Source organism: Virgibacillus sp. Bac330 (assembly GCF_003667845.1).
Taxonomy (GTDB): domain Bacteria; phylum Bacillota; class Bacilli; order Bacillales; family Amphibacillaceae; genus Virgibacillus; species Virgibacillus chiguensis.
Genome location: NZ_CP033048.1, coordinates 2,713,376 through 2,732,934 on the forward strand (window position 1 = coordinate 2,713,376; position 19,559 = coordinate 2,732,934).

Sequence of the window (19,559 nt, forward strand, 5' to 3'; positions counted from 1 at the left end):
TCGTTTCTAACTTCTTTTAATGAATTTATTTAGATATTTCGACCATTTTTCCAGTGTCAACCGATTCTTGACAAGCATTGGCAATTACAGTACTTTCCAAACCATCGTATACAGTTACACCTGGTTGTTTCCCATCCTGAATACATAGAATAAATTCTTTCATCTCTCGGAAAAAGGCCCCTTTAAAACGTTCAGAAAAATGTTGTGAAGTAGGCCTTACTACTCCTTGATTATTAAAAATGGAAACGTGATTCTTTTCAGGTTCCTGCGCAATGCGCAACATTCCTTTTGACCCTATTAGTTCCGTTTCCACATGATAACCGTGCGTCGCATTTCTACCGGCAACTAAAAGAGCCATTGTATCATCCTCTAATTGCATCATAGCGGCTCCAGTTTCTAAATCACCTAAATCATCTAATTCAGGATAAGTAGTATTCTTTCCAATTGCCCACACGCGTTTCACTTCTTTTCCAGAGAACCATCTGACTAAATCGATATCATGGATAGCCATGTCAGCGAATAGCCCACCACTTTTACTATTTGTTGCAAATTTCACAAAATTCTCTAATTCAGAAGCTGGATCAATGCCATAACAGCGAATTAAGGTTAAATCACCAATTTCACCATTGTCTACCTTTTGTTTTGCATATTGATAAGACTCATCATAACGTCTCATAAAACCTAAGTGGAATATTTGTTTCGGATAACCTTCTACTACTTCAATCGTTTTTTCTATATCTTCTACTTCTACACCAATTGGCTTTTCACAAAATACATGCAGCCCTTTTTTCATAGCTAAACGGATATGTTCACCATGAAGCCCCGATGGAGAAGCAATCACTACTGCATCAATTTCAGCGTCCAAGAGCATATTTTCAAAGCTTGTATACGTTTTCTTCACACCTAGCTTTGTTTTTGCCATTTGGAGTTCTTCATCCACAAAACTACAAACAGCTACCAATACAGCTTCTGGAATTCTTTCCACAATATTTTCAGCATGAGTAAGACCCATTCTTCCTAAACCAACAATTCCCACATTTATTTTTTTCAATTAGTTCCCAGCCCCTCCTGTGTCATAAATATTCGACTTATTCTAAATAGGTTGATGACGCCAGAGAAAATTACTGTATAGATGTCAATGATTTATTTAAAGGCAATAATGTCTCATCAATGTACTTTTTTCCTTTTAAGGCATATTCTAAAGGATGCGCTTTATTAGGATCTTGTTCTGCTTCTATAATAATCCACCCTTCATATCCAGATGCAAGCAATTTTTTATAAACTGGGATAAAATCAATATTTCCATCACCAGGAACCGTGAACATTCCAGCTAAAAATGATTGTAAAAATGATTTCCCCTCTTTCTTACATTCCTCTTTTTCATCTTTACGAACATCTTTAAAATGAACATGTTTTATTCTATCTATATGCTTATTTAGTAGATGCATATATTCATTATCAGACACATAGATATGCCCTGTGTCATAAAGCAAATTCACATAATTTTGGTCTGTATTGTACATTAAACGATCGACCTCTTCTAGGGTTTGAATACCCGTTCCCATATGATGATGATAGACAAGTATCAACTCATATTCATGCGCTACCTTACCAAGAAGATCTAATCCGCTACATAAACGGTCCCATTCTCCATCTGAAAAAAACGGTTTTTCGGCAAATACATTCTTATCAGTTCCCTGAATGCTATACGTTTGTTCAGATACTACAGCGACATCTGCATTTACCGCATTTAAATATTCACAATGCTTACGAAATGCTTTTTCCGCATCCTCGATACCATCTCGAATAATATAACTACTAAACCACTTACCAGCAATTCTTAATTTACGAAGTTCCAATTCCTTATTTAGTACTTCTGCTTCTGGAAAGAAGCCTCCCACTTCTGTTCCTGCATAATCAGCAACAGCAATGTCACTTAAAACGTGTGATAGCGTGTTTTCTGCTCCAATTTCAGGAATGTCATCATTTCTCCAACCAATCGGTGCGATTCCCCATGCAATATTCGTCATTAAATACACCCTTCCATATTTTATTAATAAAGTTAACCAATAACTTGTTAATTATATCCTCATAAAAATAAAAACAACAAATTAATATCATATTTTGGTTAAGTATTGGTTATGTTTGATTACATTATATATTTAAAAGCGTTTACAGTCAATAATTTCTTTGTGACATATTAATGTATAACAAGGTATATTAAAATTTCTGCATAATTTGGTTGTTTTTTGGTATTATTTTGATTAAGTACAACTATAGTGTAGACATAAAAAAGCTTGGCTTATCGCCAAGCTTTTTTACAATAGAGGCTAAAAATGAAAATATAACGTCTGCTAAATCTTAGCAGAAATTGTTGACAGTCCCTTCTCAGGCTTTTTTCACCTCAAATTTGATAATTTTGATCCCAAAGTTACCTTTCAAAAGAAATATTGGTGCCTACTAATAAGAAAAACTGAACATCATTCTCTTTTATTCCTAGCTTGAATTCACTCATTTTATTCATCTTTGCTTTCAAAAAAATTAGGTATTCGCCAAATCCTTTAGCGAAATCCGTATTTCTTCTTATACTATAAACCTTTAACTTTTGTACTTTCCTATCGTACAAGAAAGCCCCCTTTATAAAGAGGATTGCTTTCTTAACTGTTCTATTTCTTCGTCAATAACAGTGACATCAATTCTTTCAAATAACGGCTCAGAAATATTTATAGAAGATGAATTGTTTATATCAATCGCTTTCCATTGTATTTCCTCTATGTTAAATGCATGTTTCAATTTATCGCTGGAAAATGGTAAAAACGGGTGTAATAACTGAGCTAAATTGGCAATAATATAGACACAACTTCTCAACGTATTTTGACAATCTTTAGGAGAGTCTTTTACTTGAATCCATGGCTTTTGCTGATCAAAATATTTATTCGCACCTCTAATAAACTCAAAAATTAACTCTAGCGCTTGTTTAAAGTGAGTGTGCTCAATCATTTCACCCACTTGGTGATAAAGCTCATCTACCTGATACTTCATTTCTTTATTAATCTGTCCTTTAGGCACGACTCCATGAAAGAATTTTTCAATAAACTTCACACTCCTATTCACAAAGTTACCATAAGCCCCAAGCAGCTCGCTATTATGGCTATAGACAAATTCACGCCAGGAAAAATCAGCATCTCGATGTTCAGGGGCATTGATTGTTAAGAAATATCGTATGGAATCTGGGTCATATTTCTCCAACATGTGCGGGACCCAAACCGCCCAGTTTTTACTAGTAGATAGCTTCTTCTTCTCGATCGTTACATACTCATTAGAAACCATATAAGTTGGAAGGGCCGGCTTATTTATACCTAATAATATACCAGGCCAAATAATTGCATGAAACGGGACATTATCCTTTCCATGAACATAATAAGAGATCGCGTCCTCCCCCCAAAAAGAAGTATGATCCTTCTGATTATCCTCTGCCCATTTTTTACTAGCGGTATAATAACCAGCAACTGCTTCAAACCAAACGTAAATCTTTTTGTGCTCATAACCTTCAACAGGTACAGGTACACCGACTGGTAGGTCTCTTGAAATTGCTCTATCATGTAAGCCTTCCTGTAAATATCTTTCTGCTATTTTAAGTGCATTGTCTCGCCAAATCCCCTTTTCTTTCACATCTTTGAGGTAATGTTCCAATAATTGTTGAAAAGTACGCAACTTAAAATAAAAATGCTCTGTGTTTCTTGTTACAGGTGAATTGTCACATAGTTTACATTTTTTATTCACCAGTTCTAATGGTTCAAGTATCTTGGAGCAATGCTCACATTGATCTCCACGTGCTTCTTTTCCACAATGTGGACAAATACCTTCTACGAAACGATCAGGTAAAAACTGTTCACAAGTACTACAATAAGCTTGTTCCACCTCTTTGCGATAAATGTTCCCCTTTTCCATTAAGGTAGTGAATATTTCTCCAACCGTGGTATGGTGATGTTGTGCATCTGTACGTGTATAGCAATCGTAAGTGAAGCCAAGCTGATCAAAACATTGTTTAAACTCTTTATGATACGTATCGGCTATTTTTTTTGGTTCCACTCCCTCTTGTTTGGCCCGTATTGTAATAGGTGTTCCATTACAATCACTTCCAGACACATATAGCACATGATCACCCTTTGCTCTGTAATAACGCGCTAAAATATCTCCAGACAAAAGACTGGATATATGCCCTAAGTGCAATGATCCATTTGCATATGGCCAAGCCCCACCAATTAGTATATTCATCACTTTTTTCCTCTCTTCAAAAATTTATAAAAATCTTGTGTTTCCTTTCATGCAAAAAACCCCCGTCCAAGACAATAAATATTGTCAAAGGACGAGGGTATACTCGTGTTACCACCTTTGTTCACTAATCATTCACATGAATAGCCTCCATTAGTACGGAACAATAGACAACATGTTCTTATACTATGACATAGATAACGAGTGTCAAATCTCGTCATACCTTTACTTAAAAGCTCAGATATGCAGCTCAGAGACCATGTTCAATCAATTATTCCTTGCTTCTTTTCAGCTACCGAAGCTCTCTGTATAAGAATTCACTTGATCTACTCTTCTCTTCATCGCTTTTCTTCCAAATAATGATAGTCATTATTATTGCACAAGAATGTATAGAAGTCAACGATAACAAATAGAATATAATTCCCTCAACTAGCTTTTACATTAACTCATGATCTGTATTCACTTAGACTTTATTAAATAAAACAACGTCTACAGTTGAAAAAACGAAACATTCGCACTCTTCAATTTAATGCATTATATCAACAACTATCCGCGATGCAAAATCAGGCGTTTCATAGAACACTTTTCTTTCTTGCAAATGAAAATTAGCAATGAACATTGTATCTTTTTTCAAATATTCAATAGATGACAATACAGGACTATTGCTTATTTCAATGGTGCCTCCTTCTTGTAATAACTCACCACAAATCTTTGCATAAGGTATTTGGATAGTTAAAGTATTTTTCCCTTCAACTATTTTAAAGTCATTCATTCTCATATTTATATCTAACACAACTCTAGTATAGTTAGAATGAATACCATACCTTATATTGTTTACATAGCGTGCCGAAACAAGTATTTCTCGGTTAGCTGTATAGCTTCCATATTTTGCTGTTATTTGTCCCTCTCCTTCTTTTTCAGCATGGAATATCTCGTTTTCTATATACCCAATATTCCCTGACGTAGTCCAAGTAATTAAACTAGTATCAATCTCTAGTTTTCTGCCATTTTTATCATAACCTCTTAAAGCTAATGCCACATTTTGACCTAAAATCATTTCCACATCCAAGGGCATAATCCCTAACGCCCCTGATGGCTTGTAAGGTTTGGCTTTATCTGGATAAGGAGGATAAATTAAATACTTATTACGAACATTTTTTACCCACTTATTCAAATCTTCTTGCCACGAGTTAATTATTTCACTGACTGGATGATCGTTCATAATCTTAGTAGGTACTTTAGTATTTCCAATTAAATGAACATAACTCTCATTCATTTTAAATTTTTGTGGGTTTTGATCTCTCATTGCATCAAGCAAGTTTAACCCTAAAGAAACCAAGTCAACTTCTGAAATATTACTTATATGAACCTGTACCCCACCAATTAATTCTCCCTTATACTTTCCGAATCTTGGAGTAAAATAAGCTGGTCGAAACTTAACACCTGCAAGATTACGTTTGTTCATTTCTTCTGCCAATGCTTCACTTTCAATCCATGGAGCACCTACTAATTCAAAGGGTTTTGTAGTACCAATCCCTGTAGACAGTGACGTGTCATCCAATAGTTCCGTTCCAGTATACAAATAAGCTGTCTGTTCAGTAGGAATATTTGGCGATGTTAGAACCCAGGGGAGATGAGTGTCAGAAAAATACACGTTTCTTTTCCAACTTTTAGCTTTAGCTACTTTTACATCTATTCCCAAACTGTATTCTTGGTTCCACATTAAAGCTAATTCTCCAACCGTCATCCCATGCCTTACAGGGAGTAAAAATCTCCCCATAAAACTTACTGCATCTTTTGATCGCAACGGTCCCTCCACTTTCATACCACCAATTGGATTCGGTCTATCTAAAACAATTATTTGTTTATCGTACTCTGCAGCTGCTTCCATAACAAATCCAAGAGTATAAATATAGGTATAAACATTGGAACCTATATCCTGAATATCAAATAATAACACATCTACATCCTCAAGCATTTCTTCTTTTGGCTTCCAAGTCGGACCATATAAACTGTAAACAGGTAAGCCGGTTTTTTCATCTACATAAGATTCCACATACTCTCCAGCTTCCCGGTTACCTCGAATACCGTGTTCAGGACCATACAGTGCCGTTAAATATACTTCTGGATGTGCATATAATAAATGAATGCTACTCTTTAAATCACTTGTAACTCCTGTATGATTTGTAATTAATCCTACTCGCTTCTCTTCTACCCATGATAAATGTTCATTTAAAAAAACTTCAATACCTGGTATCAATTTTCAATCCCCTTCATTCCTTTTTTTAATATATATGAAGAGAGTAATATTTTTAACCGCTTCATGAAACTTTTTCCCCCTATTTTCATAAGTACACCTTATTCAATTGTTGATACTTAATTATCATACATCCTATTCATTAAATGATTAATTTTTTCACTTTGTTCATTTTGATTTCGATGAAGTATTATTAATTCTTCTATTAAGCTTTTTTCTGATATTACAGACATTAAATGATCCTGAGCATGAACTAATAAGACAGGGATATTTTCAAGCTCCCCCTTTGTATCTTCTTGAATTAGCTTCGTTTGTAATTTATGCGCTTGTAATAATTCAGTATGAACAAGCTTCATTGAAGATTCAATGGCATTAAATTCAGCCTCACGAGCATGATTTAATGCCTCATACAAATGTTGTTTTGCATTGCTTGCATGTAAAATAATATTCATTGATGCATTCTCAATGTCCATCCGCGACTCCTCCATAATGAATCAATTCAATAGATTGTTTTTGTATATGTTCTTTCAACTTGATGTTAGTTAAAACAGCCACTTCTATCATTCTCATACTGTTATAACTGCTAATTTTGTATAAACTAGAATCCATAAATCCTGGGTGGCACATCATTTCTGTAATTCCTGGCTTTAAACTTGTTATCATATCTTTAAGATTATTTATTGAAACGCTTTCTTCCCCATAAAAACCTCCACAAAAATAATCTGGACTCGCTATTTTCTACGATATCTTTGTGTCAGGAAGCAATCTAACCGGCATATTATAGTTTTTTGCAGTCTCTAAAACGACATCCAGTAACAATGGAAAATGATGGTGCAGGTGATGATGACTATCTATATGCGTTATATTCCCATACCATTTATGTGCTAAATCAAGCTGATCCTTGACCTCATTTTTTATATCCTCTCTTTTAGCAGATTGCATTAACCCTTCCTTTTTCAAAAAATATCCAGAATGACTCGTTAAACTACTTTGGGAAGCAAAGACGGGACGACCTGCATCAAAAACGAGATGCAAGCCTACTCCCAAATTAGGATGTTTTTTTGCTTCTTTTAAACTCTCTTTGGCAAATGGCATATTAACCATGACAGTTGTACTTGATACGATGCCATATTGATGAGCAAATAGAATTCCATATGTCACACCAGCCGTAAGCCCAAAATCATCCGCATTTATAATAAGTTTGACTGTATTGTTACCCATAATAAGACTCCTAACTTTCTGTAGTAGCAGCCACTGACTCACTAGCTTGCTCTTCTTCTAATAGTTTTTTATCGTACAAACGGAAAAACGGATAATAAATACAGATAGCTACAATAATATTGATCATCATTAATACACCACCACGCCAATCACCTGTTGTCAATATTCCAGAAAAAGGAGGCGGTGTCGTCCATGGAACAATTACATAAGGTTTTCCTACAAATCCAAGCGACATTGAAAAATACGTGATAATACCTACTGTTAATGGTGCTAGTATGAAAGGTAAAAATAACAACGGGTTCATTACAATTGGAGCTCCAAAAACGATTGGTTCACTTATATTAAAGAAACTTGCCCAAATAGAGCCTCGTCCCAATCCTTTTAAATGCCTCGAACGAGCTCGCCAAACAAAAAGTATGGTTAATGCTAAAGCCATGCCTGAACCACCAACTGCCCACCATATCGCCATAAATGGTTGCCCAATTATATATGGAAGTTCCTCACCAGCCTGTTGTGCAGCAACATTTTGTTCTGTTAAACTATACCAAATTGGAGCCATAACACTTGCTACAACGGATATGCCATGAATTCCAAACGACCACAGTAAATGGATAAGAATTATTGCAATAACTGCTCCCCACAAACTTGACCCCATAGCTTCTAAAGGCTGCCTTAAAATAGCGGCGACTACTCCATGCAATGATAAATCGAAGAAGTGACGCAACAATAAATCTACTCCCCATACTATAAAAATAATGACCGCTCCGGGAATAAGAGCTGTAAATGCTCGCCATACTGACGGGGGCACCCCTTCAGGCATACGAATAACAACGTTTTTGTTTTCAAAAAAACGGAAAACTTCTACTGTGAAAATGGCTAAAACAATGGCAATAAATAGTCCTTCACTTCCCATTAAGTTTAACGGTATATTTCCTTCTTCAGTCAAAGGGGTAGCGACGAAAAATGTAGCCACACTTAGTACACCAGCAGATAATTCATCCATTCCATAGCTTTTCGCAAGACTATACGCAATTGAAAAAACTGCGATTAATCCTAACAAACCAAAGGTAGCATTTACCGGAATACTTAACGTTTGTGCATAGGGTTTCATAAATTCAGCCCACGATTCAATTGGTGGAGATGAAATAATTAAGAAAACGCTTCCAATAATTAATAGTGGCATGCTTGCTATAATTCCATCTCTAACTGATTTTAAATGACGTTGTTCAGCTAATTTCCCTGCAACTGGCATAAAATAACGTTCCATAAATTCATTAAAACGATTCACCATACACCCTCCTCATCATTACTTTTTTAAGTGAAGCGCCTGATCCAGCACTTTTTCACCATCTGTTGCCCCATATGCTTGCATATCAATAATAGCTATTGGCACCTTTTCCTCTTCTGCTTTTTTATATAATTCCTTTTTTTTATAGCGAATTTGTGGACCTAAGAGTATGACATCCGAATCTTTAAGTTGTCTATCTATTTCCTCTACTGAATGTGCTTCTATTTTCACATCCAACTCTCTTCGATTAGCTGCTTTTTTCATTCTTTCTACCAAAAGACTTGTACTCATCCCTAATGCGCAAAGCAACGTTATTTTCATTGTACGTTTCCCTCCTTAAATCTTAAATTGCGGTAAAAATTCTTTATTAACAAAAAACATTTCTTTTAAAATAGTTTTCGCCTGTTCAGCGGATGGAATAAGAGGGTGTGATGTCAGTGCTAGATGGGCAACACCTTTATCCCCGTTCACCCCAGCTTCAACAGTGAGCTCTTCGTATGCTTTAACATGTTGTAACAGCCCTCTGATTTGCGGAGAAACTCGTCCTACTTGCAATGGAGTAACTTGATGCCGTTCCACCACACAATTTACTTCTATACAAGCATTGATGGGTAGACACGAAATTGTTCCATTATTACGAACGTTTAATGTATGCACTTCTTTTGTATTCAACTCAATCGATTTCATCAAATGAACAGCCGCCTCCGAATAGTACGCACCGCCTCTTTGTTCTAAGACTTTTGGTTTTTCACTTAAATTTGGGTTTTGATAAGTTGCAAATAGTTCTCGCTCAATCTTTTGAACCTGGTCAGCGCGGGTTTCATTTCGTTTAAATTCTTCCAATTGTTGTTGTAAAATTCGATCAGACTGATAATAGTATTTATGATAACCACATGGAATAGCACCTAAAGTTCTTAAGAACTGAAGATCCCAGCCAAAGTCAGGAATATTTTTTGCTTCATAAATATCTGAACACCCATGAAAAACATCTTTGATCCTTGACTCGCCTTTAATATATAACTCAGTCAGCCAAAGTAAATGATTTATACCTGTGAAGTTGATACTAACATCGTTCATAGAAACGTTATAAATAGCTGCAAATTTTTTATAATAGTTTATTGGATTATTGCATAAACCAATAACTTTTACATTGCTATGTTTTAATACTGCCTCTGTTACAATGCCTGCTGGATTGGTGAAATTCAATAGCCATGCTTCGGGAGCAAGTTGCTCTATATCATTACAAATATCTAAAATAACTGGTATGGTGCGTAATGCTTTCATAAAACCACCTGCTCCAGTGGTCTCCTGACCGATTACTCCATGTTTTATAGCAATATATTCATCATATCGACGCATTTTAAGTTGCCCAACTCTAAATTGGGTAATAATATAATCTGCACCTTTTATCGCCTCTTGTCTATTGAAAGTTGCAATAATTTTAACTGAATGTCCTGATGCTTGAATCATTCGCTTTGATAACCCTTCTATAATAGACAACTTTTGTTTTCCTTCTTCAATATCTACTAACCAGATTTCTTTTACTCGTAAAGTTTCTTGATGGTTAATAAGCCCCTCTAACAGCTCCGGTGTATAGGAAGACCCCCCTCCAATCACCGCTATTTTTAATCCAGTCATTGAAAATCAACATCCTTTCTATGAATATTAAATTAAAAATTTATTTCACCTTCATCATAATATGTTAATGCATACATATCGAGCTTCACTTTTACCGCTAGTAACGGTAAAAAGTCACTTCGACCTAAAAATTTTCCCCTTTTTCAATAGATATAAAGTTATGTTTTAGAGACATAAGAAAAACTACAGCTTTTGCCATAAGATTTGGCGAATCTGTAGTTTTTCTATTCTTATAAACCTTTAAGCTTTTATACCTATACACCTATAGTGTAATAAATAACTATACGTTCAACTAAAATACTTGCTTCTTTTGAGGCTATTCTTTTATTATTTCTATTACATTCCTATACGTCTTGCACCTTAGTAACTGGAAGACCTTTTGTTTATCATCAATTAAATGGACAAGAGATTGATACATAGGTTGCAAATCTTCTTTCCTATTTTTATTTATATTCAGCAATATGACTAATTGAACAGATTTGTCGCCCCAGTTTATGGGACGAGACAATGTTAATATAGAGAGAAAGGTAGCATTTGTTCCTGGTTTTAGTGGATGGGGAATTGCTACCATATTACCAAAACTCGTTGGTGAAAAACTCTCTCGTTCTAATACAGATTGTATATAATCTGTGTCTGCTTGCCCTTTCTGTACTACGTTATTTGTTAAAAATCTAATAATTGAATGTGGCGTTCGAAAATCACGTTGCAAAAAGGTAAACTCTGAAAAAATAAATTCTCGTAAGTTTATATCCGAATAATCTAACATACGCTCGATTTTAGAAATATCTATATTACCAAGAATACTACTTATATGAACAACTGGTATTGGTAGTTTATTTTTGATTGGAATTGTACTAATGATAAAATCATAATTTTTAAGATTTAAACGTGTTAAGTTATATTGTTCTACTGTTTCAGTAATATGAAGCTTCTTCCCAAAAATATTTGTCAACTTATGCATAAGCAATTGCGAACTCCCCAGACCCGTAGCGCAAACAATTAAACTACGCTTGCGCTCCTTATATGAGCGTTTTACCTTTTCTAATGCAGCCTCTATATGAAGCGCAACATAGCCGATTTCACTTTCATTAAACTGAACACTAAATCGTTTATTTATTACACTAACCCCTGTTAATGCCGCTTCAAATGAAAGAGGATATTTCATTTTTATTTCCTCCAACATTGGATTACGTAGATTCATTTGATAACGAAATCGACTAATTGCAGGTTTAAGATGTAGGCATAAATTTATTAGCAGTTCTTCGTCACCTGTTAACTTTAAATCGTACGCATCATCAATGACCTGTATAAACTGCTTTGCTACACAATAAATATTCTCATCAACTATATTTTGAAAATTTAAGTTATCAGGAGTGGAAGTCAGCTTGGCTCCTTTTAAATGAATAGTTAAATAAGCAACTTCTGTTTCAGGAAATTTAATTCCTAATCCGCTTTCCATTCTCTCTAATATCTTTTTTGCTACTTCATATTCTTTTTCATAAAATAACGAATATACTTTTTCTCTCATAAATTCAACAGACTTGTGTTCTAGCAAACGTTTGTATGCAATTGATACATGAATAATTAAATTATGTAAGCTAATATCAGAAATAGCAACATTATATTTTCTGATATTTTCGATAATGGAATTTCTTATGATCGTCAATTCTTTCAACGATAAAATATTTCTCATTTGCTCCTTTAAAAGTAACGGGTGCTGATTAAAAATGTATTCAGACAAACAAAAGCGAATTAACGTTTCATCACCAACTATTTTCATACCGAAGTTGGGTTTATGTTCAATAAATAGCCCATAAAGTTGTAGTAATTTTCGAACCTTTTTTAAATCACCTTGTAAAGTGGATCTACTAATGAATAACTCTGCATGTAAATCTTCCATTTTTATAAAACCATTACTAAATAATAGTTTCTCTAATAGATAATTTACTCTTTCACTTGAATCTACGGGGATTTGAGAGCGACGCTCATTTACATTACTTGATAACAATTCATTTATTTTCCTATTATCTTTCCCTTTTAAGATATACCCTTTTCCCCGTAATGACTTAATACACATATTGTAGTCACTAAGAATCATATTTAAATGTTTTATTTTCGTTCTTACTGTCTTCGGACTTACGTTAATCTCCATAGCCAGTTGAGCGCTCGTCAAAACCTTACTTTCCTCTTTATCAAGCAATTTTAAAATAGCAAAGTGGCATGATCTCATAAGCTCACCTCAGTTATATAAGATAGATTTTAAAATCAGCAGCTAATTACTCTATTGCAATATTATGATTTCATTTTTCATACAAAAAGCTAACCTAACACATTGTCATCTCACTAAACTCTCCCCATTATTTGATTTTATTATACACAAGTATTAATTGTTTGTAAAAACTTATAACAATATTTTATTAATTTGTAATTTCTACTCATTTTTACAAAGTAAGGGTATATAAAAAGCGCATGAAGTAATGCGCTATCGTTTTTGAAAATCTTTAAATCATCTAATGAATGGAAGCCCGTATTTTTCTATTCAATTGTTTAATTTCTACCTCTACCCCATATTTCCAAACACTTCTTTTTTACTTTTTCTGCTTCAGATTCTGTTTTGCATAGTAATAAACAATTGTCATCACCACTAATGACACCTGCTAGTTGCTTCCATTCTAACGAATCCATCATATATCCAATGGCTTTCGCATTGCCTGGATCTGTTCTAATAATGACAAAGACACCTGACACTTCAATGGATAAGATCGCTTCTGAAAAATACTGTTGTAACTTTTGAATCGTTGATTTTTCTGTTACATTATTGGGTAAATGATAACTCTCTACCCCATTTGAAGAATACTCTTTCCTCACTTTTAATTCCTGTATATCTCTTGAAATGGTTGCTAGTGTAATATCATACCCTTGATTCTTCAATAATTCACGCAATTCTTTTTGTGTACGCACTTCGTTGGTTCGTATAATTGCACAGATTTTTTCTTGCCGTTCTTTTTTATTGATAAAGCAAAACCCCTCCATTTCCTAGAGAATTTTCCTACCTGGGCAATCCTTAAAATGCTAGCTCCCGCTTCAAGTTTTAAAATGAAAAACCCAATTCCTAGAAGCGAGAGTTTTTATAAGCAAATAAAGCATCCTATCTATTCATTTTTAATAACTGTTCCAGCATTTTCTCCTACAGCTTCCGCAGCTTTACTTAGTGAAGTAATAATACATTTTCTACCAGGTTTCGATTCAACAAATGTAATGGCAGCTTCTATTTTTGGCAACATACTACCTGCAGCAAATTGACCATCTTCCGCGTATCTTCGTAATTCTGTTGTGGTAACTTGTTCGAGCACTTTTTGCTCCGGTTTTTGATAATTTACATATACATGTTCTACTTCAGTTAAAATTACTAACTTATCTGCTTGAATGAGCTCTCCTAATTTCTCAGAAGCAAAATCTTTATCTATCACAGCTTCTACACCAATCATCTGGTCATTCTTAGAATAAACTGGAATACCACCGCCACCCGTACTAATCACAATCATTTCCTTATCCATTAAAGCTTTAATGACTTCATGTTCTAAAATTTTCAATGGCTGAGGAGAAGGAACTACTCTTCTCCATCCTCTTCCAGCATCTTCCTTAAATGTAATGTCGTTCTTGTCCATCTGTTCCTTCGCTTCGTTTTCCGAGTAAAATGGACCAATTGGTTTGCTTGGTTGTTGAAAAGCTTTATCATCCGGATCAACTTCTACTCTAGTTACAACCGTAGCTACTTGGTTGTTAAGGCCAGTTTCATGTAACTGACCATAGAGTGCATTCTCCAACCAATAACCAATCATTCCTTGACTCATAGCCCCACACGTATCCAAAGGCATCGCAGGCGTCTGTTCACTATGAGATTGAACTTGTTGTAATAAGATATTCCCTACTTGAGGACCATTACCGTGTGTAATAGCTACTTGGTAGCCTTGTTTAATAATTTCTATTAACTGTTTTGCCGTATGGTTTAACGCTTCTTGCTGTGCTTCAGCCGTTGCACTACCAGACTGAATCGCATTACCACCTAGGGCAATCACAATACGTTCCTTTGCCATTCCATCCTTCCTTTCTGTTAGATGGTTATTCTGCCAGTAACTAACCCACCTATTCCAATTACTGCTAAGACAACAAATGCAATCATTAGCGATTTTTCTACCTTCGTGTCTTGCTTTTGAATACCATTTTCTTTTAACGCCCGTTTATAAAGAATGATCCCTGGAGCATATAACAACATGGTTAAAAGCAAATAGCTTATTCCAGCAGCATATACGAGCCACAATGCATAAATACTCGCAATAAATCCAATCACTCTCTCCTTAGCACGCTTTTCTTCTACTTCATATCCTTCACCTGTCATGGTCAATTTTACTTGGTAAAAAGCCGATAACATATAGGGAATAAGGATAGCTGAAGTTGCTAAAGAGAACATAAAATTATATGCCGCCTCAGAAAATAACAGTGTAATAAGAAATAACTGGATAAGCCCATTGGTTAACCATAATGAATTGACAGGGGCGTGATTTTTATTTTCTTTTGCTAGCCATTTAGGAAACACTTTGTCTTTTGCCGTGACGTAAGGTAACTCCGCTGCGAACAACGTCCAACCAAGCCAAGCCCCCATAACCGAGATAATCAGACCAAGGTTAATAACAATAGCTCCCCATTTTCCAACAATTTCTTCTAACACGTAAGCCATTGCAGGATTTGGTAAATTAGCTAATTCTTCTCTTGACATAATCCCTAACGATAACAAAGAGATTAAAATGTAAATTAAGAGCACACTAATTAACCCAATTACTGTAGCTTTGCCAACATCAGAACGATTTCTTGCTCTCCCTGACATTACAACAGCACCTTCAACACCGATAAATACCCATAAAGTAACTAACATCATGCTTCTAACTTGTTCACCAACAGAGGCCCAACTAAAACCTTCACTGCCCCAGAATTCAAATGAAAATGTATCCCATTTAAACGCAATGATCGCTATAATAATAAACAAAAGTATAGGAATTACTTTAGCAATCGTTGCTACCGTATTAATAAGCGCAGCTGAACTAACACCTCGTAAAACAAGAAAATGTACGGACCATAAAACGACGGAAGCACCGATAATACTAGCGACATTTTGACCGCCTTCGAACATAGGGATAAAGTAACCAATTGATGAAAAAACTAATGTAGCATAAGCGACGTTACCTAAAAACGCCGATAACCAATACCCCCATGCACTATTAAAACCTAAAAATGTTCCAAACCCAGCTTTTGCATAACTGTAAATACCGCTATCCAATTCTGGTTTCCTTTGGGTTAAATTTTGAAAGACAAAAGCAAGGGCTACGATTCCAATGCCTGTAATAATCCAGCCAATAATAGCTGCACCGGAATTAGATCCAAGTGCTATATCTCCGGCTAAGTTGAATGCTCCTCCTCCAACCATGGAACCGACAACTAGCGCAATAAGCGCCACTAACCCTAGCTTTTTTTCATCTTCACTCATTTTGTGCACCTCCCTTTATAAATAGGGGTTGATTAGCTAATTTCATTTCCATTCGTTGCAGCCATTACAGCCTTAATCGTATGCAATCTGTTTTCTGCCTCGTCAAAGACAAATGAATTTTTGCTTTGAAATACTTCGTCTGTTACTTCCATTTCCGATAGACCAAATTTTTCGTGTATATCTCGTCCTACTTCTGTCTCTAAATCGTGAAAGCTCGGTAAACAATGGAGGAACATGACATTATCTTGATTACCTGTTTTCTCAAGCATTGCTTTATTTACTTGATATGGGTAAAGTAAATCAATTCGCTCTTTAAACTTATCTTCTTCTCCCATAGATACCCACACGTCGGTATAAATCACTTCAGCTCCAGAAACAGCTTCATCAATATCAGAAGTAATCGTAATGTTTGCTCCCGAATCTTTCGCCACTTCTTCCGCGTAACGAACGACATCCTCATTCGGAAGTAATAACTCTGGAGAGCAAATGCGCACATCCATGCCAACCTTCGCACAGCCGATTAACAAGCTGTTTCCCATATTGTTTCTGCCATCACCAACATAAACGAACTTAACACCTTCTAAATGTCCAATATGTTCTTTTATCGTTAATAAGTCTGCAAGAATTTGTGTAGGGTGGAATTCATTTGTTAACCCATTCCATACAGGAACGCCAGAATTTTCCGCTAAACCATTTACCGTTTCCTGATCAAATCCGCGAAATTGAATACCGTCAAACATTCTTCCTAATACAATGGCTGTATCACGAACAGATTCTTTCTTCCCAAATTGAATGTCATTTTTCCCAAGATATTCTGGATGTGCTCCTAAATCAATACATGCTACTGTAAAAGCACAACGTGTTCTGGTTGAGGGTTTTTCAAATAATAAGGCAATATTCTGCCCTTTCATATAATGGTGTGGCGTGCCAGATTTTTTCTTTGCTTTTAAATCAGCTGCTAAATCAAGCAAATAATGAATCTCAGCCGCTGTAAAATCTTTTAATGTCAAAAAATGTTTACCTGTTAATTGATTCGTTAACTTTGTCGCCATTTTCATCCTCCTAAAATGATTAATCTAATTTAATGGTAATTACCTTTTGTTAATTTTTTCACTATGCAAGTAGTTTCCCGCTTGCATGCTTTTTAGCTTTATAAATCTTCTCTCGATAACGGCATACTCATACAGCGCGGACCACCACGACCTCGAGATAATTCAGAGCTAGTGACTTCAATAACTTCCATGCCATGTTCGCGTAGCAATTTGTTAGACACGTAGTTACGGTCATATGTGACAACAACACCAGGTGCAATTGCCAATGTGTTTGAACCGTCATTCCATTGCTCTCTCGGCGCAGCAATAACGTCTCCTCCTCCACATGGGATTAATGCAACATCTTTCAGCTTCAGTACTTCTTTCAGTGTTTCCAACAAATTCGTTTTATGCGTTATTTTTACGGTATCTTCTTCTTTCCCTTGTTCCAAAATATAAATATCCATTTGTCCATCTTTATTTTGAATTTCGGGGTGGATGGTAAATTTATCGAAATCAACCATTGTAAATACGGTATCTAAGTGCATAAATGCTCTTGACTTCGGAATTTCTACAGCAACAACGCGCTTTATTTCCTTTTGGCGTTTAAACATATTAATAGCCAATTGCTCAATGGATTTTGCTGCCGATCTTGCACTTATACCAATGGCGATCGTATCTTTGCTTAAAACAAGCTCATCGCCACCTTCTATCGGGCACGGATAATCGCGATCCAACCAAATAGGGATATCAAACTCCGCATACCTCGGATGATGATGAATAATATAACTCATAAATAGCGATTCTCGCCTTCTTGCAACTTCTCTCATGGTATTAATCGTTAACCCATTACCTATCGTTGCCGCTGGATCTCTCGTAAAATAAAGATTCGGCATCGGATCTAAATAAAATGGGTAATGATTATCTAACAATTCATATAGATGGTTCCTTTTCTCTACTGGAATTTCTGATTTCCTCACACCAGCCATGATTTTCTTTACCATCTCTTCGGTGTCAAACGACAGTAAATAATCAGCTATTTTTTGCGCACTACCACCATGGACATTTGATTCCGTTAATATTTGCTTCACAAATTGCTGTCTTAACTCTTCTGTATGAAGCGATTCTGTCATCAAATTGGTTAAATAAAGTACTTCAATACCTCTATTTCGTAGCGTTTGAGCAAAATAATCATGCTCTTTTTGGATCATTGGTAAATGAGGAATATCATCAAATAACAAATGCTCTAAATAATCAGGGGTTAAATTTTCAACTTCTTTACCAGGTCGATGCAACAACACTGTTTGTAATGCACCAATTTCAGACGTAACATGTAATGGTTGCTTCACTTTCATACCTCCTCATAGATTGGCCGTTACCGTTCAAAAAAATTATTGGACTTGTCATTCTTAACTCGTCAATAATTCATGAATGTTAACTTATTTTAGATAACCAAGATTGTATCTTCTTTACTTGTGGATAGTTTAAACAAATAAGAAATAGCTATACATATTCTGTTTAAAAAATAGAATACTTCGGATGAGCGGGAGCGAATTTTCGACAAGCGGGAGCGATTTTCTCGCGAGGGCGAGCGATTTTTGACGAACGGGAGCGAACTCTACGCGAGGGCGAGCGAGTTTTCGATGAACGGGAGCGAATTTCGCGCGGGGATGAGCGTTTACGACGAGCGGGAGCGAACTACACGCGAAGGCGAGCGAGTTTCGACGATCGGGAGCGAACTCTACGCGGGGATGAGCGAGTTTTCGACGAACAGGAGCGAACTCTACGCGAGGGCGAGCGAATTTCGCGCGAAGGCGAGCAAGTTTTCGACGATCGGGAGCGAATTTCGCGCGAGGGCGAGCGAGTTTTCGACGATCGGGAGCGATTTACTCGCGGGGATGAGCGAGTTTCGATGAGCGGGAGCGATTTACTCGCGAGGGCGAGCGAATTTCAGACGAACAGGAGCGAACTACACGCGAGGGCGAGCGAATTTCAGACGAACGGGAGCGAACTCTACGCGAGGATGAGCGAGTTTTCGATGAACAGGAGCGAACTCTACGCGGGGGCGAGCGAATTTCGCGCGAAGGCGAGCAAGTTTTCGACGATCGGGAGCGAATTTCGCGCGAGGGCGAGCGAATTTTCGACGATCGGGAGCGATTTACTCGCGGGGATGAGCGAGTTTCGATGAGCGGGAGCGAATTACTCGCGAGGATGAGCGTTTACGACGAGCGGGAGCGAATTTCAGACGAGCGGGAGCGAGTTACTCGCGGGGACGAGCGAGTTTTCGACGATCGGGAGCGAACTACA

Annotated in this window: 14 protein-coding genes, 1 pseudogene and 1 other annotated feature; all 15 genes and pseudogenes read right to left on the bottom strand. The window is 36.3% G+C overall.

The window, feature by feature from the left end:
* Positions 1-25 precede the first annotated feature (25 nt).
* The 15 genes and pseudogenes from iolG to arcA all read right to left on the bottom strand — a co-directional run bounded on the left by iolG (position 26) and on the right by arcA (position 18,601).
* Positions 26-1,051, bottom strand: a complete 1,026-nt coding sequence (gene iolG / locus D9780_RS12560; RefSeq protein ID WP_121640325.1) for an inositol 2-dehydrogenase — start codon at positions 1,049-1,051, stop codon at positions 26-28.
* Between the two features lie 70 nt (positions 1,052-1,121).
* The gene (gene iolE, locus D9780_RS12565) at positions 1,122-2,030 is read right to left on the bottom strand and encodes a myo-inosose-2 dehydratase (protein ID WP_121640326.1); all 909 of its coding nucleotides are present in this window, start codon (positions 2,028-2,030) and stop codon (positions 1,122-1,124) included.
* 607 nt (positions 2,031-2,637) lie between these two features.
* A complete protein-coding gene (gene metG, locus D9780_RS12575; RefSeq protein ID WP_121640328.1) occupies positions 2,638-4,278 on the bottom strand; it encodes a methionine--tRNA ligase in 1,641 nt (546 codons plus the stop codon).
* 84 nt (positions 4,279-4,362) lie between these two features.
* Positions 4,363-4,626 (bottom strand) — a binding site (T-box leader).
* Between the two features lie 175 nt (positions 4,627-4,801).
* On the bottom strand, positions 4,802-6,535 hold the full coding sequence (locus tag D9780_RS12580) for an exo-beta-N-acetylmuramidase NamZ family protein (RefSeq protein ID WP_121640329.1): 1,734 nt from the start codon (positions 6,533-6,535) through the stop codon (positions 4,802-4,804).
* Between the two features lie 116 nt (positions 6,536-6,651).
* Positions 6,652-7,005 (bottom strand): PTS lactose/cellobiose transporter subunit IIA, encoded by a 354-nt coding sequence (locus D9780_RS12585; RefSeq protein ID WP_121640330.1) that lies wholly within the window; start codon positions 7,003-7,005, stop codon positions 6,652-6,654.
* Positions 6,995-7,753 (bottom strand): annotated as a pseudogene (locus D9780_RS21420) (ChbG/HpnK family deacetylase). The gene D9780_RS12585 and the pseudogene D9780_RS21420 overlap by 11 nt, the downstream one beginning before the upstream one ends.
* A gap of 10 nt (positions 7,754-7,763) precedes the next feature.
* The gene (gene celB / locus D9780_RS12600; RefSeq protein WP_205601134.1) at positions 7,764-9,041 is read right to left on the bottom strand and encodes a PTS cellobiose transporter subunit IIC; all 1,278 of its coding nucleotides are present in this window, start codon (positions 9,039-9,041) and stop codon (positions 7,764-7,766) included.
* Between the two features lie 18 nt (positions 9,042-9,059).
* Positions 9,060-9,362 (bottom strand): PTS sugar transporter subunit IIB, encoded by a 303-nt coding sequence (locus D9780_RS12605; RefSeq protein WP_073008861.1) that lies wholly within the window; start codon positions 9,360-9,362, stop codon positions 9,060-9,062.
* A 15-nt stretch (positions 9,363-9,377) separates the two neighbouring features.
* Positions 9,378-10,679: a 6-phospho-beta-glucosidase gene (locus D9780_RS12610; RefSeq protein WP_121640334.1), complete on the bottom strand. Its 1,302-nt coding sequence runs from the start codon at positions 10,677-10,679 to the stop codon at positions 9,378-9,380.
* Positions 10,680-10,995: 316 nt separating this feature from the next.
* Positions 10,996-12,909, bottom strand: coding sequence for a BglG family transcription antiterminator (locus tag D9780_RS12615; RefSeq protein WP_121640335.1), 1,914 nt, complete (start codon positions 12,907-12,909; stop codon positions 10,996-10,998).
* A 317-nt stretch (positions 12,910-13,226) separates the two neighbouring features.
* On the bottom strand, positions 13,227-13,712 hold the full coding sequence (locus D9780_RS12620) for an arginine repressor (protein WP_084723624.1): 486 nt from the start codon (positions 13,710-13,712) through the stop codon (positions 13,227-13,229).
* Between the two features lie 119 nt (positions 13,713-13,831).
* Positions 13,832-14,776, bottom strand: a complete 945-nt coding sequence (arcC, locus tag D9780_RS12625; RefSeq protein WP_121640336.1) for a carbamate kinase — start codon at positions 14,774-14,776, stop codon at positions 13,832-13,834.
* Between the two features lie 17 nt (positions 14,777-14,793).
* Positions 14,794-16,221 (bottom strand): arginine-ornithine antiporter, encoded by a 1,428-nt coding sequence (gene arcD / locus D9780_RS12630; protein WP_121640337.1) that lies wholly within the window; start codon positions 16,219-16,221, stop codon positions 14,794-14,796.
* Between the two features lie 32 nt (positions 16,222-16,253).
* A complete protein-coding gene (gene argF / locus D9780_RS12635) occupies positions 16,254-17,273 on the bottom strand; it encodes an ornithine carbamoyltransferase (RefSeq protein ID WP_121640338.1) in 1,020 nt (339 codons plus the stop codon).
* A 98-nt stretch (positions 17,274-17,371) separates the two neighbouring features.
* Positions 17,372-18,601 (bottom strand): arginine deiminase, encoded by a 1,230-nt coding sequence (gene arcA / locus D9780_RS12640; RefSeq protein ID WP_121640339.1) that lies wholly within the window; start codon positions 18,599-18,601, stop codon positions 17,372-17,374.
* Positions 18,602-19,559: the final 958 nt, after the last annotated feature.

Coding starts and splice junctions, on each gene's coding strand:
- iolE (WP_121640326.1), bottom strand. CDS start 2,030: ATGACGAATATTGCATGGGGAATCGCACCGATTGGTTGGAGAAATGAT.
- metG (WP_121640328.1), bottom strand. CDS start 4,278: ATGAATATACTAATTGGTGGGGCTTGGCCATATGCAAATGGATCATTG.
- D9780_RS12585 (WP_121640330.1), bottom strand. CDS start 7,005: ATGGACATTGAGAATGCATCAATGAATATTATTTTACATGCAAGCAAT.
- D9780_RS12605 (WP_073008861.1), bottom strand. CDS start 9,362: ATGAAAATAACGTTGCTTTGCGCATTAGGGATGAGTACAAGTCTTTTG.
- D9780_RS12610 (WP_121640334.1), bottom strand. CDS start 10,679: ATGACTGGATTAAAAATAGCGGTGATTGGAGGGGGGTCTTCCTATACA.
- D9780_RS12615 (WP_121640335.1), bottom strand. CDS start 12,909: ATGAGATCATGCCACTTTGCTATTTTAAAATTGCTTGATAAAGAGGAA.
- D9780_RS12620 (WP_084723624.1), bottom strand. CDS start 13,712: ATGGAGGGGTTTTGCTTTATCAATAAAAAAGAACGGCAAGAAAAAATC.
- arcC (WP_121640336.1), bottom strand. CDS start 14,776: ATGGCAAAGGAACGTATTGTGATTGCCCTAGGTGGTAATGCGATTCAG.
- arcD (WP_121640337.1), bottom strand. CDS start 16,221: ATGAGTGAAGATGAAAAAAAGCTAGGGTTAGTGGCGCTTATTGCGCTA.
- argF (WP_121640338.1), bottom strand. CDS start 17,273: ATGGCGACAAAGTTAACGAATCAATTAACAGGTAAACATTTTTTGACA.